The 16,023-nt window shown below is 67.0% G+C and carries 12 protein-coding genes; 9 read left to right on the top strand and 3 right to left on the bottom strand.

Features of this window, described 5'->3' with window-relative positions; translation table 11 throughout:
- The first annotated feature begins 5 nt into the window (after nucleotides 1-5).
- From F1643_RS09560 to bcsN, 4 genes are read left to right on the top strand one after another with little or no spacing between them, the layout of a single operon-like run.
- Complete coding sequence (locus F1643_RS09560) at nucleotides 6-2,522, top strand: cellulose biosynthesis cyclic di-GMP-binding regulatory protein BcsB (RefSeq protein ID WP_194912790.1); 2,517 nt, start codon at nucleotides 6-8, stop codon at nucleotides 2,520-2,522.
- Nucleotides 2,519-3,589 (top strand): glycosyl hydrolase family 8, encoded by a 1,071-nt coding sequence (locus F1643_RS09555; RefSeq protein ID WP_194912789.1) that lies wholly within the window; start codon nucleotides 2,519-2,521, stop codon nucleotides 3,587-3,589. The genes F1643_RS09560 and F1643_RS09555 overlap by 4 nt, the downstream gene beginning before the upstream one ends.
- The gene (locus F1643_RS09550; protein ID WP_194912788.1) at nucleotides 3,586-5,394 is read left to right on the top strand and encodes a hypothetical protein; all 1,809 of its coding nucleotides are present in this window, start codon (nucleotides 3,586-3,588) and stop codon (nucleotides 5,392-5,394) included. Before F1643_RS09555 ends, F1643_RS09550 begins: the two co-directional genes overlap by 4 nt.
- A 37-nt stretch (nucleotides 5,395-5,431) precedes the next feature.
- Nucleotides 5,432-6,091, top strand: coding sequence for a cellulose biosynthesis protein BcsN (gene bcsN, locus F1643_RS09545; RefSeq protein ID WP_255542593.1), 660 nt, complete (start codon nucleotides 5,432-5,434; stop codon nucleotides 6,089-6,091).
- A 7-nt stretch (nucleotides 6,092-6,098) separates the two neighbouring features.
- Here the strand turns inward: bcsN and F1643_RS09540 are convergent, their stop codons facing one another.
- On the bottom strand, nucleotides 6,099-9,632 hold the full coding sequence (locus F1643_RS09540) for an indolepyruvate ferredoxin oxidoreductase family protein (RefSeq protein ID WP_194912786.1): 3,534 nt from the start codon (nucleotides 9,630-9,632) through the stop codon (nucleotides 6,099-6,101).
- A gap of 1,179 nt (nucleotides 9,633-10,811) precedes the next feature.
- Between F1643_RS09540 and F1643_RS09535 the strand changes: the two genes are divergently transcribed.
- Both F1643_RS09535 and F1643_RS09530 read left to right on the top strand, forming a co-directional pair.
- Nucleotides 10,812-11,393: a site-specific DNA-methyltransferase gene (locus tag F1643_RS09535; protein ID WP_206692422.1), complete on the top strand. Its 582-nt coding sequence runs from the start codon at nucleotides 10,812-10,814 to the stop codon at nucleotides 11,391-11,393.
- Between the two features lie 4 nt (nucleotides 11,394-11,397).
- On the top strand, nucleotides 11,398-12,528 hold the full coding sequence (locus F1643_RS09530) for a hypothetical protein (RefSeq protein WP_194912785.1): 1,131 nt from the start codon (nucleotides 11,398-11,400) through the stop codon (nucleotides 12,526-12,528).
- Between the two features lie 542 nt (nucleotides 12,529-13,070).
- On the opposite strand, the gene F1643_RS09525 is transcribed toward F1643_RS09530, so the two are convergent.
- The gene (locus tag F1643_RS09525; RefSeq protein WP_194912936.1) at nucleotides 13,071-13,280 is read right to left on the bottom strand and encodes a superinfection immunity protein; all 210 of its coding nucleotides are present in this window, start codon (nucleotides 13,278-13,280) and stop codon (nucleotides 13,071-13,073) included.
- A gap of 465 nt (nucleotides 13,281-13,745) precedes the next feature.
- A complete protein-coding gene (locus F1643_RS09520; protein WP_194912784.1) occupies nucleotides 13,746-14,297 on the bottom strand; it encodes a helix-turn-helix transcriptional regulator in 552 nt (183 codons plus the stop codon).
- A gap of 132 nt (nucleotides 14,298-14,429) precedes the next feature.
- Here F1643_RS09520 and F1643_RS09515 point away from each other — a divergent pair, with 132 nt between their 5' ends.
- The 3 genes from F1643_RS09515 to F1643_RS09505 form a co-directional block, all read left to right on the top strand.
- Nucleotides 14,430-14,807: a helix-turn-helix domain-containing protein gene (locus F1643_RS09515; RefSeq protein WP_194912783.1), complete on the top strand. Its 378-nt coding sequence runs from the start codon at nucleotides 14,430-14,432 to the stop codon at nucleotides 14,805-14,807.
- 572 nt (nucleotides 14,808-15,379) lie between these two features.
- A complete protein-coding gene (locus tag F1643_RS09510) occupies nucleotides 15,380-15,571 on the top strand; it encodes a hypothetical protein (RefSeq protein ID WP_194912782.1) in 192 nt (63 codons plus the stop codon).
- Nucleotides 15,568-16,023 (top strand): hypothetical protein (locus tag F1643_RS09505; RefSeq protein ID WP_194912781.1); only part of this gene is annotated, 456 nt, incomplete at its 3' end. The genes F1643_RS09510 and F1643_RS09505, both read left to right, overlap by 4 nt.

Genomic DNA, 16,023 nt, shown 5'->3' with positions numbered 1-16,023 from the left:
CGGCCATGGCGGTAAAGCGACATCATACCGGCGCCGGCCGGTCCGGCTGGATCCTGCTGGCTCTGCTGTCCCTGTGGATCGGCTTTGCCGCGCCCGTGCTGGCGGCCGACAAGCGGGTGATCCCCCTGTCGAACCTGCGCGACGGCCAGCCGGAAGTCACCCTGCATGGCGAGACGGAGACGGTGGCCCTGCGCGCCGTCCTGCCGCCGGTGGTGGGCCTGACCTCCGTCGTGCTGGCGCTGACCTACGAGAACGGCATCGACATCCTGCCCGAAAAGGGGTCGATGTCGGTCTACATCAACGGGTCGCCGGTGGCCGACCTGCCGCTGTCGGCCTTCCGCGGGCCGGTCAACGCCTCGATCACCCTGCCGGCCAGCCTGATGCGGCCGGGCGAGAACCAGATCGTCTTCCAGACCAACGCGCAGCACCGCGCCATCTGCACGGTCCGCGGCACCTACGACCTGTGGGCGCGGGTGAACCTTGCCGCCTCGTCGCTGACGCTGGTGTCGGACGGCGGCGTTCCCCAGCCCGACCTCGCCATGATGCGGCAACTGCTGGTCGCCGCCGACAGGGCGCGCGAACCGCTGGCGATCCTCCATCCCGGCAGCGAGGTCGACGCCGACCATCTCGGCTGGGGCGCCATGGTGGCGCAGTCCTACGGCCTGCTGCTGGGCGACCAGACCCCGCAGGTGACGGCGGTGCCGGCCCAGCCGCCCTCCAGGCCCGCCGGTTCCGGCGCGTCCGGCCCGCCGTCGCTGGAAAGTCTTCCCCTGCCGGGCGGCAAGAACGTGCTGATCGGCACCCGCGACCGCATCGCCCCGCTGCTGGGCGAGGCGCGGGCCGCAGCCATCACCGGCCCATTCCTGGCGATCTATCCGCTCCCCGCTCCCGGCGGCGGGGCCTTCGTCGCCGTCGCGTCCGGCCGCACGCAGCAGGAGGTGGATCAGGCGGTGATGCGGCTGGCCGACATCTCCCGGCCGCTGCCGACCCAGACCGCCATGATCGTCACCGATGCGGCCCCGCCGGCACCGCTGCCGCACCCGCCGGTGCAGGCGGAGGGGCGCTACCGCCTGTCGGAGCTGGGCTTCCAGACCGTCCAGCACAGCGGCTACCGCTATGCCGGCCGCTTCACCCTGACGCTGCCCACCGGCTTCGCCCCGGTCAGCGACCGCTCCATCCTGTTCCACGTCAACGGCGCGTTCGAGGGCAACCTCGGTCCCGGCGCCGTGCTGAACGTCCGGGTGAACGGCAAGTCGGCGGGCGCCATCGAGGTCGACAAGCGGTCCAGCGGCGTGATCGACAACGGCGAGATGCCGCTGCCGATGGCGATGTTCCGCCCCGGCCCCAACGTGATCGAGGTCGAGGCGGAACTGCCGCCGGCCGGCGGCACCGACTGCGTCTTCGCGGTGCGGCGCCCGTCCTTCACCCTGCTCGACAGCTCCAGCATCGAAATCCCCGGCTTCGCCCGCCTCGTCACGCTGCCCAGCCTGGGCGGCTTCGCCAACACCGCCTATCCCTATGGCGGGCTTGCCGGCGGGGAGCCGGCGGCTCCCTTCGACCTCGTGGTCGTCGGGCGCGAGCCCGCCTGGTTCGGCGCGGCCTGGAGCGTGACCGCCCGGCTGGCACAGCGGGCGGGCGACCTGATGGCGGTGGTGCCCTACACCGGCTGGGACGGTGCGCCGGACGACAACGCGCTGATCGTCGGCCCGGTCGCGGCCCTGCCGCAGGCCGTCTTCGCCTCGGCCCCCCTTCCCGCCGACCGTCTCGCCGGCCTGCTGGAGGCCGGGGCACTGATCGCCCAGGCCAGCGCGCGGGGAGAGCCGATGGCGGCGGCCGACCGCCGCGCCCTGGTCGACCGGCTGCGGCTGGGCTGGTCGGGCAGCGCCGCCCGTCCGGGCGTGGCGCGGCCCGGTGCCGTGCCCTCGCCGCTGGGCTTCGCCGGCACGGCTCAGGCCGCCGATAGCGGCGCCAACAACCGCTGGCAGCGGATGGCCGGCGAGGCCAAGGACGCCTCGTCCGCCTCCGGCAGCTGGGTTCCCGACTGGGCGCGGCGCGTCATGGCCGCCGCGGCCCGCTACGTCAACCATTGGACGGTGGAGAATGCGCCGGTCGATGTCGTCGCCCTGACCGAGAATGCCGACCAGCTGCCGGAGGCGGCGCTTCTGCAATACCGGGCGCCCGGCACCGATCCGCTGACCTGGACCCTGCTGACCGCGTCGGACCCGCGGTCCATCGACCGCGCCATGCGCAGCCTGGGGGAGGCCGGGCTGTGGGACAGGCTGCGCGGCGGCGGGGCGTTGTGGAGCAGTGCGGCGCCGGCCGTCACCACGCTGGAGGCGTCGCACCCCTACCAGATCATTCTCAATCCCTTTGACATCGGCAACCTGATCCTGATCCTGGCGCGCAACCTGTCGCAGCGGATCGAGCTTCTGTTCGCCCTGCTGCTGGGGACGGCGGTGGTGCTGACGATCAGCATGCGTCTTCTGCTGAAGCATGGACATCGGGAACGGAGCGGGCCATGACCCCATCGCGGCGTGACGTGCTGATCGGGACTGCATCCCTGGGATTGGCGGCTGGTCTGTCGGCGGCATTTCCGGCCGGCGCCTTCGCCGCCCCCTTCGACGCGGCGTCATGGCGGCGCTATGCCGACCGCTTCCTGCAGCCGGACGGGCGGATCGTCGACACCGGCAACAAGGGCGTCAGCCATTCCGAAGGGCAGGGCTACGGCATGCTGCTGGCCGTGGCCGGGGGCGACCGCGCCGCCTTCGACCGGATGTGGGGCTGGACCCAGCGCACGCTGATGGTGCGCGGCGACGGGCTGGTGGCGTGGCGCTGGACGCCGGACGGCGGCGTCACCGACCGCAACAACGCGTCGGACGGCGACATGCTGATCGCCTGGGCGCTGCTGCGCGCCACCGAGCTGTGGAAGACCGAGGCCTACCGCACCGCCGCCGCCGCCATCGTCAAGGCGCTGGACTCCGGGCTGCTGGTGGAGCATGCCGGGCTGACCGTCCTGCTGCCGGGACGCGACGGCTTCCGCAAGGGCGACACGCTGGTCCTCAACCCCAGCTACTGGATCTTCCCGGCCATCCGCGCCTTCGCGGCCCTGCCCGGCGGAGAGCGCTGGGGCAAGGTGACCGATTCCGGTCTGGTCCTGCTGTCGAAGGCGCGCTTCGGCGGGTTCCAGCTGCCGCCGGACTGGATGGCGCTGGACGCCGCCGGCACGGTCACCGTCGCCGACGGATTCAAGAAGCAGTACGGCTACGACGCCGTGCGCGTGCCGCTCTATCTGGCCTGGGACGGCTACCGCGATCCCTATTATTTCCGCCCCTACGCCGATCTGGTGGCGAAGTTCGGCGGATCGACGGTCCCCGCCACCGTCTCGCTGCCGGGCGGCACCACCACGCAGGTGGCGGCCTCCGTCGGGATGCTCGCGGTCTACCGGCTGGCCTGCCGACTTGCCGGCGCCGGGGCGGGAACCGGCGATGTGGTGACGGTGCCGCCGCTGGCTGCCGACGAGGATTACTACTCCACCACCCTGTTCCATCTCTCCGCGCTGGCGGCCCAGAGCCTGGAGATCGACCCGTGACCCGTCCCGTCCTTCTTCCGACCCTTCTTCTTGCCGGGATCGCCGCGCTCGGCGGCGGGAGCGATGCCTGGGCGCAGTCGCATGGCGGCGGCCGCGCGCTCGCCCCCGGCGTGAAGGTGGAGGTGGCGCCGGCTCCCGGCAGCGGCTTCGCCCCCGCCGCCGGCAAGGTGGACGAGACGGCGCTGCGCTATTACGCCCGCATCGGCGACGGCGAAAGGCTGGAGGCGGAGATCGCCCGCCTGCGCGCCCTCGACCCGACCTGGGAGCCGCCCAAGGACCTGTTCGCGCCGCAGCCGACCACACCCGGCGTCGACGAGACCCCGTTCTGGAACCTCGTATCGGCCGGCAAGGTGGCCGAAGCGCGCGCCGCCATCGCCGAGCAGCGGCGCAAGTCGCCGTCCTGGCAGCCGTCGGACAAGCTCCTGCAGGAACTCGACCTCGCCGAAAGCGCCGGGCGCATCCGCTCGGCCAGCGACACCAAGCGCTGGCAGGAGGTGGTCGACGCCGCCGCCGCCAACCCGGAGGCGGTGGCCTGCAACCGGCTGGACAACGCCTGGCGCCTCGCCGAGGCCTATGCCGAGCTGAAGCAGACCGACCGCGCCTTCGACACCTACAGGACCATCGTCACCAGCTGTCCCAAGGCCAAGGAGCGGCGCGACACCATCTTCAAGGCGTCGCGCCATCTCAGCCCCGACCGGCTGCGCGAGCTGACGGCGCTCGGCGCCACCGCCAATCCGGCGACGGGCGAGGATTACTCCACCGTCCGCACCGCCGAGGCGGAACTGGAGACCGGCCGCCTGCTGGAAAGGCTGGGCAACGCCAAGGCCGGCGCCCTGTCGGCCGCCGACCTGTCGCGCGTCCAGGGCATCGTGCGCGACAAGCAGGACGCCGACGCTGCCATCGCGCTCGGCTGGTACTTCCAGAAGCAGAAGAACTTCGCGGAGGCGCAGAGCTGGTTCTCCCAGGCCAATGGCTGGGCGCCGTCCGACCGGGCGGCCGAAGGTCTGGTGCTGGCCTACAACGGGCTGGGCGAGAAGGCGCAGGCCCGCGCCGCCGCCGCCCCGTGGAAGGGCAAGTCGAACCGCATCGATCAGGCGCTGAAGGCGGTGGATCCGCCGCGCGGATCCGCCGGCGGCGGGCGCGGCGGCCCGCTGGGGCCGAGCGAGCTGGACCGGGCGCTGGCCCGCCAGGACTATGCCGCCTGCATCGCCGTCATCCGCGCCTCCATCGCCAGGAGCGGCCCGACAGCCGCCCTGCTGCAGCAGCGCGGCTGGTGCCTGCTGGAGCTGAAGCGCCCATCGGAGGCCGAGGCCGCCTTCGCCGAGGCGCAGGTGCTGGCCGCGCGCGAGCCGGCCAAGGGCGGCGCCTCAGCCGGTGCCGCGTCCCCGCGCACCCCATCGGCCGGCGGCCTGCCGCAGACGGCGACGGCGGCGCAGGAGAACGTCTATGGGCAGGCCATCGCCCGTCTGGCGACCGGCGACGTCGCCGGCCTGACCCGCGACCTGCCGCGCGCCAACATGACGGCGGCGCAGAAGGCGGAAATCCGCGCCTCGCTGATGGCAACGGAGGCGAACCGGGCGCTGGAGGACAAGCGCTACAACGACGTGCTGCGCCTGCTCGACGCGCGCAGGGAGCTGGAGCCGGAACCGCGCAATCTCGGCATCCTGCGCGGCTGGGCGCTCTACAACCTGATGCGCTACGACGAGGCCTATGACCAGTTCAAGGCCATCGACGACCGGCTGAGCACCGAGGAATCGCGCGAAGGCGTCACCATCACCTGGAAGACGATTTACCATGACTGGTAAGGGAGCCCCGATGCCCGAGACTCCGCCCGAGACTTCGATGTCACGCACCCTCCTGCTGGCGGCGCTGGCCGCCGCCACCCTGCTGACCTCGGGCTGCGCCGGCTGGGTGCGCGACAACCTGACCCAGGCACCGGCCCCCTGGCGCCGCATCCAGCCGGCGGCGCTGCCGGTGACGCTGCCGGACAGCCGCGACTTTCCCATCGTCGCCGCCCGCATGCGCGACACCGGCACCGTCTACAAGAGCTACATCGTGGCGCTGGGCAACCCCACGGTGCTGCCGGGCGAGAACCGGCTGACGGTGGACGTGCAGACCCTGCCCGACAGCCTGTTCGGCGCCCTGGTCCAGCCGCCGCGCGTCTTCCCGGTCCCGCTCTACACCATGGAGACGCTGACCGAGACGACGAAGCGCGAGTTCCCGGACATGCGGGTCAAGGTCGCCGACGGCGCCCGACGCAACCGCTACGGCGACTACGACTACGTCACTGCCCAGGACGGCGAGAACAGCTGCGTTCTGGCGTGGCAGCTGATCACCGACCACAAGCGCACGCTGCCGGAGCGGATCGAAGCCATCCGGCTGGACTATCGGGTCTGCGGCGTCGGCTCCAACATCCGCGCCCTGCTGGCGCCGTTCGAGGCGATGACGCTGACCCTGCCGGAAACCGTGCTGGAGGCCCACGATTTGAGCGGCGGCCTGTAGGAGAGGGTCAGGCCGCCCGTGCTTGGTCCCGCCGCAGCCGCTCCTCCAGCGCCCGCCAGCGCGGTTCAATCGCCTCCCACGCGCGCTGCTTGACCGGCCCGAAGCCGCGGATCTCCTGCGGCAGCGCGGCCAACTCCACCGCGGTGGAAAGCCGCTCCGCCGACAGCCGTTCCACGATCTCCGCCACCGTCGCCTCATAGCGGGCGACCAACGCGCGCTCCATTTTCCGCTCCGCCGTGTAGCCGAACGGGTCGAGCGCCGTGCCGCGCAGCCGCTTGCAAGCCGCCAGCCCGCGGAACACCGGCAGGATCCAGGCGCCGAGCGCCATCTTGTGCGGTTCGCCATGGCCGTTGGTGTCGCGCGACAGCAGGGGAGGGGCGAGGTGGAAGACCGGCTTCCAGTCCCCCTCGAACCGCTCCTTCAGGCTCTTGGCGAAGGACGGATCGCTGTGCAGCCGGGCCACCTCATACTCGTCCTTGTAGGCCATCAGCTTGAAGGCACTGCGCGCCACCGCTTCGGCGAGCGCGGTCGACCCCGGAGCCACGCGGGCCTCCGCCTGCCGTGCCCGCTCCACCAGCGCGCGGTAGCGCCCGGCATAGGCGCGGTCCTGATAGTCGGCCAGGAACGCCGCCCGCCGCTCCACGATGCCGGCGAGGTCGGTTGCCGGCGCCTCCTCTTCCGCTCCCAGACCCGCCAGAACCACCGGCCGGTGCGCGGCGAGGCGGCCGAAGGCGAAGGCGCGCAGGTTGGCGGCGACGCCGGTGCCGTTCAGCTCGATGGCGCGGGTCAGCGCCTCCAGTCCGACCGGCAGCAGCCCCTTCTGGAAGGCGACGCCCATCAGGAAGACGTTGGCGAGGATGCTGTCGCCGAACAGCGCGGTGACCACCCGGTTGGCGTCCACCACCTCGACCTGCTCGGCCCCCGCCGCCCGGCGCAGGCTCCGCAGCAGCGCCCCCGCATCCGGCAGCTTGGCGCCGTCGCGGGTGAAGGCCCCGGTCGGCGCCACATGGGCGTTGGCCACCACCCGCGTCCGCCCCAGCCGCACCGTCTTCAGCGCGTCGGGCGAGGCCGCGACCACCGTGTCGCAGGCCAGCACCAGCTGCGCCCGCTTCGGGTCGATCCGCGCCTGATGGAGCAGCGCCGCATCCCCCGCCACCCGCAGATAGCTGTAGACGGCGCCGCCCTTCTGCGCGAAGCCCATGAAGTCCAGCACCGAGGACGCCTTGCCCTCCAGATGCGCGGCCATCGCCAGCACCGCGCCGATGGTGACGACCCCGGTCCCGCCGACCCCGACGATCAGGATCTCCGCCGGTTCCTCATCAACGCCATACCGCGGCAGCGGCAGCGGCAGCGCCGCCAGATCGTCGGCGAAGCGCGCGGCGACCCGGTCCGGGTCCGGCTTGCGCAAACTGCCGCCCACCACCGAAACGAAGCTGGGGCAGAAGCCGTCGGCGCAGGAATAATCCTTGTTGCAGCTGGACTGGTCGATCTGCCGCTTCACTCCGAATTCGGTCTGTTTCGGCTGCACCGACAGGCAGTTCGACTTCTTCCCGCAATCGCCGCAGCCTTCGCAGACCAGATCGTTGATCACCATCCGCCGCGCCGGGTCGGCCATGGTGCCGCGCTTGCGCCGCCGCCGCTTCTCCGCGGCGCAGGTCTGCTCATAGACGATTGCCGTGACGCCGGAAATCTCGCGCATCTCGCGCTGCACGGCGTCGAGTTCTTCGCGGTGATGCACCGTGGTGAAGGGCGCCAGCCCCGACCGGCTGTCGTACTTCTCCGGCGCGTCGCTGACCACGGCGATGCGGGTGATGCCCTCCGCCGCCAGCTGACGGGTGACGGCGTCGACGGAGATCGGACCGTCCACCGGCTGGCCGCCGGTCATGGCGACGGCGTCGTTGAACAGGATCTTGTAGGTGATGTTGATCTTGGCGGCCACCGCCTGCCGGATCGCCAGCAGGCCGGAATGGAAATAGGTGCCCTCGCCCAGATTCTGGAAGATGTGCGGCCGCTTGCTGAACGGCGCCTGCCCGATCCAGCTGACGCCCTCGCCGCCCATCTGGCTCAGCCCCACCGTGTCACGGTCCATCCAGGACGCCATGAAGTGGCAGCCGATGCCGGCCATCGCCTTGCTGCCGTCGGGCACCTTGGTCGAGCTGTTGTGCGGACAGCCGGAGCAGAAATAGGGCGTCCGCGCCAGAGCAGGATTGATTGCAGGGGCGGCGGGAGCCTCCCCCGGCAGCAGCTCCGCCAGCCGCGCGGAAAAATCCCTCTCCGGAAAGCGGTGGCGGATGCGCTCCACCAGCGCCTTGGCGACGATCCACGGCCGCAGTTCCCCGGTGGCGGGCAGCAGCGGGGCGCCGAACTCGTCGGTCTTGCCGACCACGGCGCGCGGCCGCTCCCCGGCCGGCAGGTGGAACAGCAGGTCCTTCAGCTGCCCCTCGACGACCGGCGCCTTCTCCTCCACCACCAGCACCTCGTCGGCGCCGCGGGCGACGGCGAGCGCGAAGTCCGGCTCCAGCGGCCAGGACAGCCCGATCTTGTGGACCGACAGCCCGATCCGCTCCGCCTCCGCCGGCACGATGCCGAGCAGCCGCAGCGCCTCCATCAAATCGAGATGCGCCTTGCCGGTGGTGACGATGCGCAGCCAGCCGCCCCGGCCGGAGTTGCCGCCCAGCACCGTCCGGTCGATGCGGTTGACGCGGGCGAAGGCCTTCACCGCCGCGACCTTGGCGGCCAGCCGTTCCTCGATGGCGAGGCTGGGCAGGTCGGGCCAGCGGTAATGCAGCCCCCCCGGCGGCGGATCGAACTCCACCGGCAGAAAGCCGCCCTCCAGCGCCGGAATCCGCACGGTGCCCGAGCTTTCCACCGATTCCGAGATCGCCTTGAACCCGACCCAGGCGCCGGAGAAGCGCGACAGGGCATAGCCGTACAGCCCGAACTCCAGATAGTCGCGGATGCCCGCCGGGTTCAGCACCGGCATCGACCATGCGATCATGGCGAGGTCGCTCTGGTGCGGCATGCTGGACGACACGCAGCCATGGTCGTCGCCGGCCACCGCCAGCACCCCGCCGCGCGGCGAGCTGCCATAGGCGTTGGCATGTTTCAGCACGTCGCCGGAGCGGTCCACCCCCGGCCCCTTGCCGTACCACATGCCGAACACGCCATCGACGGTGCCCTCGCCCGAGGATTCGACCTGCTGGGTCCCCATGACGGCGGTGGCGCCCAGATCCTCGTTGACGCCGGGGACGAAGCGGATGGCATGGGAGTCCAGATGCGCGCGAGCCTGCCACAGCGCCTGATCCAGCCCGCCCAGCGGCGACCCGCGATAGCCGCTGACGAAGCCCGCCGTGTTCAGCCCGGCCCGCCGGTCGCTCTCCGCCTGGAGCAGCAGCAGCCGGACCAGCGCCTGCGTCCCCGACAGATAGACCTGCCCTTCGGCGCGGCTGTAGCGGTCGTCCAGGCGATAGCTGCGGTCGATCCGCTCAGGGGTTTGGCCGGGATCGCGCTCCGCCCGCAGGCCCGTCGGCATGCCGTCCATGTCTCGTTCCCTCGATTATCCTTCGTTGGAACGAGTGTGCGCCCTTTGCAGGCAAATGATTTTGCGGGTTGGGCGCGGAACGGGGGCGTTCGGAAAATCCTGTTGCTGATTGTTGGGGTGTAGAGCGAAACTTTTGCGTTGTGTAAGCGGAGGAGGGACGAAGCAGGGAGGTAAGGAGAGAGACTTGTCAGGTGGGCAAATGCACTCCCTGTTCACGACAGCGAGGCCGCCGATGTCCAGCCGGCGGCCTTTGCCGTTTCCGGGGCATGGGTCGACCATTTTCGTCACTATCAGGTAGGATGATAACGCACTGCCACGCGAATGTTCATGTTGCATTCCTATATTTCCGACAATTTTCGCACTTTCGTGTAATGACCCCTGCCTGTTCTACCTTCCCGTTGTTTACCTAATACCTATCGCGCTCTCCTCAACAACGCGAAGGGATGAATCCGACACCTCCTCCCGGGCACCTGCCCCAGGGAGGAGAACGTCATCACGGCTGCGGCTTGGTCAAATTGGGATGGCGCCTGGCACCCGCGTCTCGGCCGATGATCAAGCGCTCGACTTACAGAGCAATGCCTTCCAGGCAGTGCGCAAGGGTGGCCAGCATGAGATGCTGGCCGAGAACCTTCGGGCCATGCTGGCCGACCGCCGGCCGAGGTTTACAAGGCGTTAGGCATCAGTCTATCGACGTTCTACAAGTACGCACCGAACCGAGCCGAGTCAGCGGACGTGGGTATGCTGCATACCAAGAAGGAGGCGCAACAATGAGCAAGAAACCGACTTTGAAGTTGGTCCAGGGATCGGCAGGCTTGCAGCCCTACCGTTCTGTATCTGAGGCCAACACGCCCAAATGCCCGCCGAAGGTCGCTGAGCATGGTCAGAGCCTGCTTGATCGGATGCTCAACGAAGGGGTCATCGAGGGCGACTCGCTGTCGGTTTTGCCGGCGCTGCCGCGTGAGAGCGTCGATCTGTTCTTCACCTCACCACCCTATGCCGATGCGCGGGCTTACAGCCGCATCCACCCTGACCGTTACGTCGAGTGGTTCTTGCCCTTCGCGCGGGCAATGTTCGATGCGGCCAAGCCGAGCGGTAGCCTCATCATCAACATCAAGAACCGGGTCGCGAACCAGGGTCCGCTCAAGGGGCAGCGTCACCCCTACGTCTACCAGCTCGTGCTTGCCCTCCAAAAACATGGGCTGGCGGTGGGTCGAAACCTACATTTGGGCCAAGCCCAACGCGGTGCCGGGCAAGTTCGGCCCGAGGACGAAAGACAGCTTCGAGTACGTCTACCACTTCGCACGCGGGAACAAGCCGTTCTTCGACTTGAACGCGATCCGCGTGCCCTACAAGGCCGACACATCCGAGATCGAGCGCCGAAAAAAAGACACGCTCGGCCGGCGCAGCACCGAAGCCGGCTTTGGTCGCGACCGTACGAAGACCTACCTCCTGGGTGGTGCCGACCCTGGCAACGTCGTGGCTGTGGCTCAGACCTACAACCAGTACAGGGGCGTGGCGCACACGGCCGCCATGCCCGAGGGCTTGGCCGAGTTCTTCATCAAGGTTGCATGTCCGGTTGATGGCGTCGTGGTCGATCCATTCGCAGGCGGTGCGACGACGGTTGTTGTCGGCCGCAGGCTCGGCCGTCAGGCCGGCGGCGTCGAGCTGCACGAGGAGTTCGTGAAGGAGGGTCTGCGCCGCATTGCGGCTGGTTTGGCCGAGGATACCCCCGGCCGCCTGGTCAATACGATGGGGGTATGAGCCGGTGACAGTCGAAGCAACCATTGACGCCATCCTCTCGGCCGGCACGTTCACCCAGCGAATCCAGCAAATCCGCCTGGTGCCCCAGCGTCACGGCACCGAGGATCACGGCACGATCTATGCGGCCGTGGCGCGCGAGTTGTACATGCCGCACCTTGCCCCGGATTTCGCCTACATCCATGAATCGACCTTCTACGAGACTGAACACTTCTTTGCGGCCTACGACGTAGCGGCCAGGCTGACAGAAGGCTTCACGCAAGTCAGCGAGGCAGAGCTTCAAGCCGTTCTCTTGCAGTGTCCGCGTACGCTGTTGGTTTTCCGCACTCTGCTGGGCCTGACGAAAGAAGAATTCGCGCATTCGACTCTGCTCGCTGGTGGTGCCGACGAGATGCCGGCGCTGTCGGCCTCTCAAATCGATACGCTCGAACGCAGCGCGATTGACTACCAGCGGCCAAACACGACCGCAGTGCTCGCCAAGGCCACAGCTCAGGCGCAGGTCGCGGCCAAGACGATCACGATGGCGATGGACGGCGATTTATTTGGCGACGCTCCGCCCGGCCTCAAGAGCAAGCAGCTCAAGCCCGACACGGCGACTGGATGGGCCAGCGTACGCAACTTCGCGGCCAACGGTGTGCCGTTGCGAGTCTTCCTGCATCAGCGCCACTACGGCGGCGCGTTCCGCCAAGTGCTAGATGCCACCTCGACGAAGCGAGGTGACCTGATCGAGGACGCGGTAGAAGCGTTGTTTACGGCGCGCGGCATTTCATTCGTTCGGACGGGTAGCCACAACCAGGCCGACATTGCGCGACGGTTCGAGGTGCATGTGACGCCGGCACCCGACTTTGTGATCTTCGATCCGGCCGACGACAGCCTGAAAGCGATGCTCGAATGCAAGGGCACGAACAACGGCGGTACGGCTCGAGACAAGGCCCTGCGGTTCGCCCGTCTCAAGGCTGAATCCGTGCGCCTGGGCGGCGTGCCACTCCTTGCAGTGCTCGGCGGCATCGGCTGGGCTCGCATCAATGACGCCCTCGGCCCGGTCGTGCGCGACACCGATGGGCGGGTATTCACGCTCTCAACCTTGAACTCGATGCTGGAGGTCGCTCCGTTCCCCGGCTTGGCCACTCTGCCCTGACGACAGCGCCGCGCAGATCTTCCACGCCTCGGCATCCTCTCTGCCGGGGCGTCGCCCAGCATGATGATGGGTGGCAAGGGTGACATTGCTGTCACCTATTCGCGACACAAAGGCCGCTGGCTCCCACCAGCGGCCTCTATCGTTTCCGGGGCATAGGCAGACCCATTGCGCAAAAGAACCCTGAACCAGAAAAAATTCCTATATCCTCCCCCGCTGGTCCCATCCACCCGCGGAGCCCCGCCATGCCCCTCGACAGCCGCACCCTCCCCAAAGACCATTTCCCCTGCTGGGCGGAGGAGCCGCCGTGCCGGCGGGCGGGGGCGCTGGTTCCCGGATCGCAGTTCCACGAGGAACAATGGATCATGTGTAGGGAGGTGATCATTTTGGCACGGTTAGGGAAGGGGGGAAAATGCGTCTAAGGCATTGATCTGTATCGGCGTTCCGGCCATCTCGCTTGGAACGCCGATTTGGCACAAACTGGGTAGGAATGATCTAATTCGGCAGCGATTTGACACAAATCGCACTCCTTTCGGAGTGATCGGTTAGCTTTTTGGAATATTCGAGGCGGGATGCTGGCCACTTACTGACCAAGCCAGCGCGACTACCCACCCGAGGAATGTCCATCCCAGGAACAGGTTAATAACAAAAACGCCGGCAGCGCTGGAGTGGTTCCGAGCGGCGGCAATCCATGTTGGAATTAGATATAGAACTAAGGCTATTCCGAACCCGAGAATTGCTCCAATGAGATCCATTTTCTTCACCCGATATTCACAATTTGTTTAGCCTTCAGCCCTGATGCCGGAGTTGGCAAAGCAATTTGCAATCCGATATCGCCTCACTCGCGAATTGCGATGCATGTTGTCGTCGGCATCAAACTGAACACTCGTCTTTAACGAGATAGACTCCGTCTTTTCATCGTGCTTCCGTCTCTCTGCCTCCATCTTGTCATAGCAGCACGCGATAAAGCTGAAGGTTTCAGCAACTAAAATACTTCGATCCGCAGTAACCACCTCTGGCACGCTCCATGCTAAATTGCCCGATGTCGCCCATGGCGAACGGGGCAATGGTCGTCGAGCCAGTATCGACGATCAGGCAGCCGGGGGCCGACATCCCCCGGCGCGCCGCCCTGTGCATACTTGGATATGCAACCTGAGGGCGCATACAAAAGTAAGGGACGAAATCCTAACGAGGAATTAACAGAAACTTAAGCGGAAAGATTAGTTCGATTTTCTGACGCTGCTGGATATCAGGTTCAGCAGATCGGCGACATCAGACGACATGCTGTCAGGATCAAACTCTCTCTCCACATCGGTTGGCGTGCCTCCGGAAGCGCGGATCATGTGGCGTCGGTGGTGAATGCTGTAAAGTGCGCTGACCACCCGAGCCTTTTCCTTGGCCGTTAATTGCTTTCCTAGGCGCTGCAACGCTAGTTCCAGCCCTTCAATGGTTCCTTCTAAAATCGGACGCAGTAAAGGCAGCGGCTGTTCGGTGTTCGAGTCTGTAGGTAATGCACAATGCTTGACGCCCTCTGGCCGCATTGGGCCGTCGCCTGTTGCTAGCCATTCCAGCTGAACGCCCGCGGTTTTGGCTATGGCAATTATAGGTTTGAGTTTCGGCGTCGTCTTTCCACTCAGATAGTTTTCTAGGCTGCGCCGTGGGATGCCTGTTCGGCGAGATAGCTCATCCCCACTACCAACCATTTCAACGCATTGGCGGAGACGGGCCGTAAGCCCGATGTCGATTTCGTCCTTATCCGCTTCGGAGTTCATGCTGGAAACTCCGAACAGCACGATGCCCGAAGTCCGAAATTTCTGAGTTTGGAATGCGGCATTAAAATCAACGACATAGCCAAAACTAGCGTCATGCGACGTTGTGGCGAACTCCGAAATCGCAAATTTGGCGTGATCAACGCCGAAAATGGCTTTGTTTCATCGCTGATATATGGCATAAATCGGTTCATGGAACTTTACCCGTCAAGCTCAGACATCCCAAAGAAAGCCCGCATCCGCGGGCCATGGATCGTGTTCCGACTGCGTGTTGTCGGCTCCAGCGTGGCGGCTCTCGCCGCCGAACTGGGGGTGACGAAGGCAGCGGTCAGTGACGCCATCGTGAACGGATCGTCCGAGCGCCTGGAAAGGGCGGTTGCCGAGAAGCTCCACCTGCCTGTCCAGAAACTCTTCGCCGAGCGCTACGACGCCGCCGGCTGCCGCCTGCGTGCCAAGCGCAAACGTACCACGCCCTCAACCCCTCGCAATGTCAAAGCTCAGGAGGCTGCATAGGCATGAACAGTCTGCCTGGAAACCCCGCTTAGAGCATCCAGCCCAACCCTCCATCACGAATTCTTTCCCACAGCCGCGCAACGTCATGGGCTGGGCCTTCCCCTGGCACCAGCTGTCGAAGCCGGCGACGATCACCGTGCGGGGCTTCTGGGATGGGGATTGTACCCTGGAGGTGCCGGAGGCCGCGGTGGTGGACAAGGAGGTCTACCCGGTCATCTACCCGTGGGGCACCGTGCCGCGCGAACACCCGTCCGCTCGCGACGGCAAGATCACCGACGAGGAGATCGCGCGGTCGACGGTTCCGGTCCTGCATGTCTACCGGACGGAGGTGGTCTGTCAGGGGTGGGAGGTGCGGATCAGCGACCCGGCGTCGCCGGCTCGTCGGCTCCGGCTGCCCCGCATGTTCCTGGCTGGCGGCTACCGGCCGACCCGCAACTTCGACTGGGGGCGGCGGTCGGTCTGCGCGACGCCTCCATCCGCTCTACTGGCGTCAGCGGTGTGGACTTCTACGACGAGCGCGAACGGCGCCATGCCGCGCAGCTGGCCTTCCCGGATGTCGCCTACAACGAGGCATGGGCCTGGATGCACGACATGCGGAGGCGCTGGGCACCAGCAAACAGTTCTTCTTCAGCTACGACCCGGACGATCTGCCCAACCTCCACCGTCACAGCTTTCCCTGCACGATGGACGAACTGGACGATCTGACGGCGATCCGGGCCGGGTTCATGAGCACGGCATACAAGCTCCGGGGAGTGGTGGGATGACGATTGTCACGTTTGGTCCGTACAGTTTTGACACTGACGCCCTGCGCGGCCGTGGATTTTTGACGCCTTACGTCATCAACGGTGTCACCTATGAGCTTGAGACCGCCATGCGCGTGGCTGCGAGCTTGGACATTGCGGCCAAGGCCGCTGAGGCGGCAGAAGCCTCCCTGGCGACGGCCGCCGACCGGCAGGCCACAGCGGCGGATCGCGTCGTCACTGCCGCGGATCGGCAGGCAGCCCAGCAGGCAGCCCAGCAGGCAGCCGCCAGCGCCGAGACCTGGGATCCGACGAACTACATCAAGAGGGACGGAAGCACAGACATCAACGGGCCGCTGAAAAGCGCTGTCGCGAACAACTCTGCTTTTCGCTCCAGCTGGATTGAGGTCGGGGCCACCCAAGGTGGTCTGGGTTATGTAAGCTCCAACCTCTATAACGACGGGAATACTTGGAGA

Origin of the sequence: Azospirillum sp. INR13, from assembly GCF_015390205.1 — a bacterium.
Classification (GTDB): Bacteria; Pseudomonadota; Alphaproteobacteria; order Azospirillales; family Azospirillaceae; genus Azospirillum.
The sequence above is the reverse complement of the archived record's forward strand: the minus strand, read 5'-3'. Positions and strand labels throughout refer to the sequence as shown.

Excerpts from the sequence above, each read along its gene's own strand:
- bcsN (WP_255542593.1), top strand. The coding sequence starts at position 5,432 with ATGTCACGCACCCTCCTGCTGGCGGCGCTGGCCGCCGCCACCCTGCTG.
- F1643_RS09555 (WP_194912789.1), top strand. The coding sequence starts at position 2,519 with ATGACCCCATCGCGGCGTGACGTGCTGATCGGGACTGCATCCCTGGGA.
- F1643_RS09560 (WP_194912790.1), top strand. The coding sequence starts at position 6 with ATGGCGGTAAAGCGACATCATACCGGCGCCGGCCGGTCCGGCTGGATC.
- F1643_RS09510 (WP_194912782.1), top strand. The coding sequence starts at position 15,380 with ATGGGCCTGGATGCACGACATGCGGAGGCGCTGGGCACCAGCAAACAG.
- F1643_RS09520 (WP_194912784.1), bottom strand. The coding sequence starts at position 14,297 with ATGAACTCCGAAGCGGATAAGGACGAAATCGACATCGGGCTTACGGCC.
- F1643_RS09525 (WP_194912936.1), bottom strand. The coding sequence starts at position 13,280 with ATGGATCTCATTGGAGCAATTCTCGGGTTCGGAATAGCCTTAGTTCTA.
- F1643_RS09540 (WP_194912786.1), bottom strand. The coding sequence starts at position 9,632 with ATGGACGGCATGCCGACGGGCCTGCGGGCGGAGCGCGATCCCGGCCAA.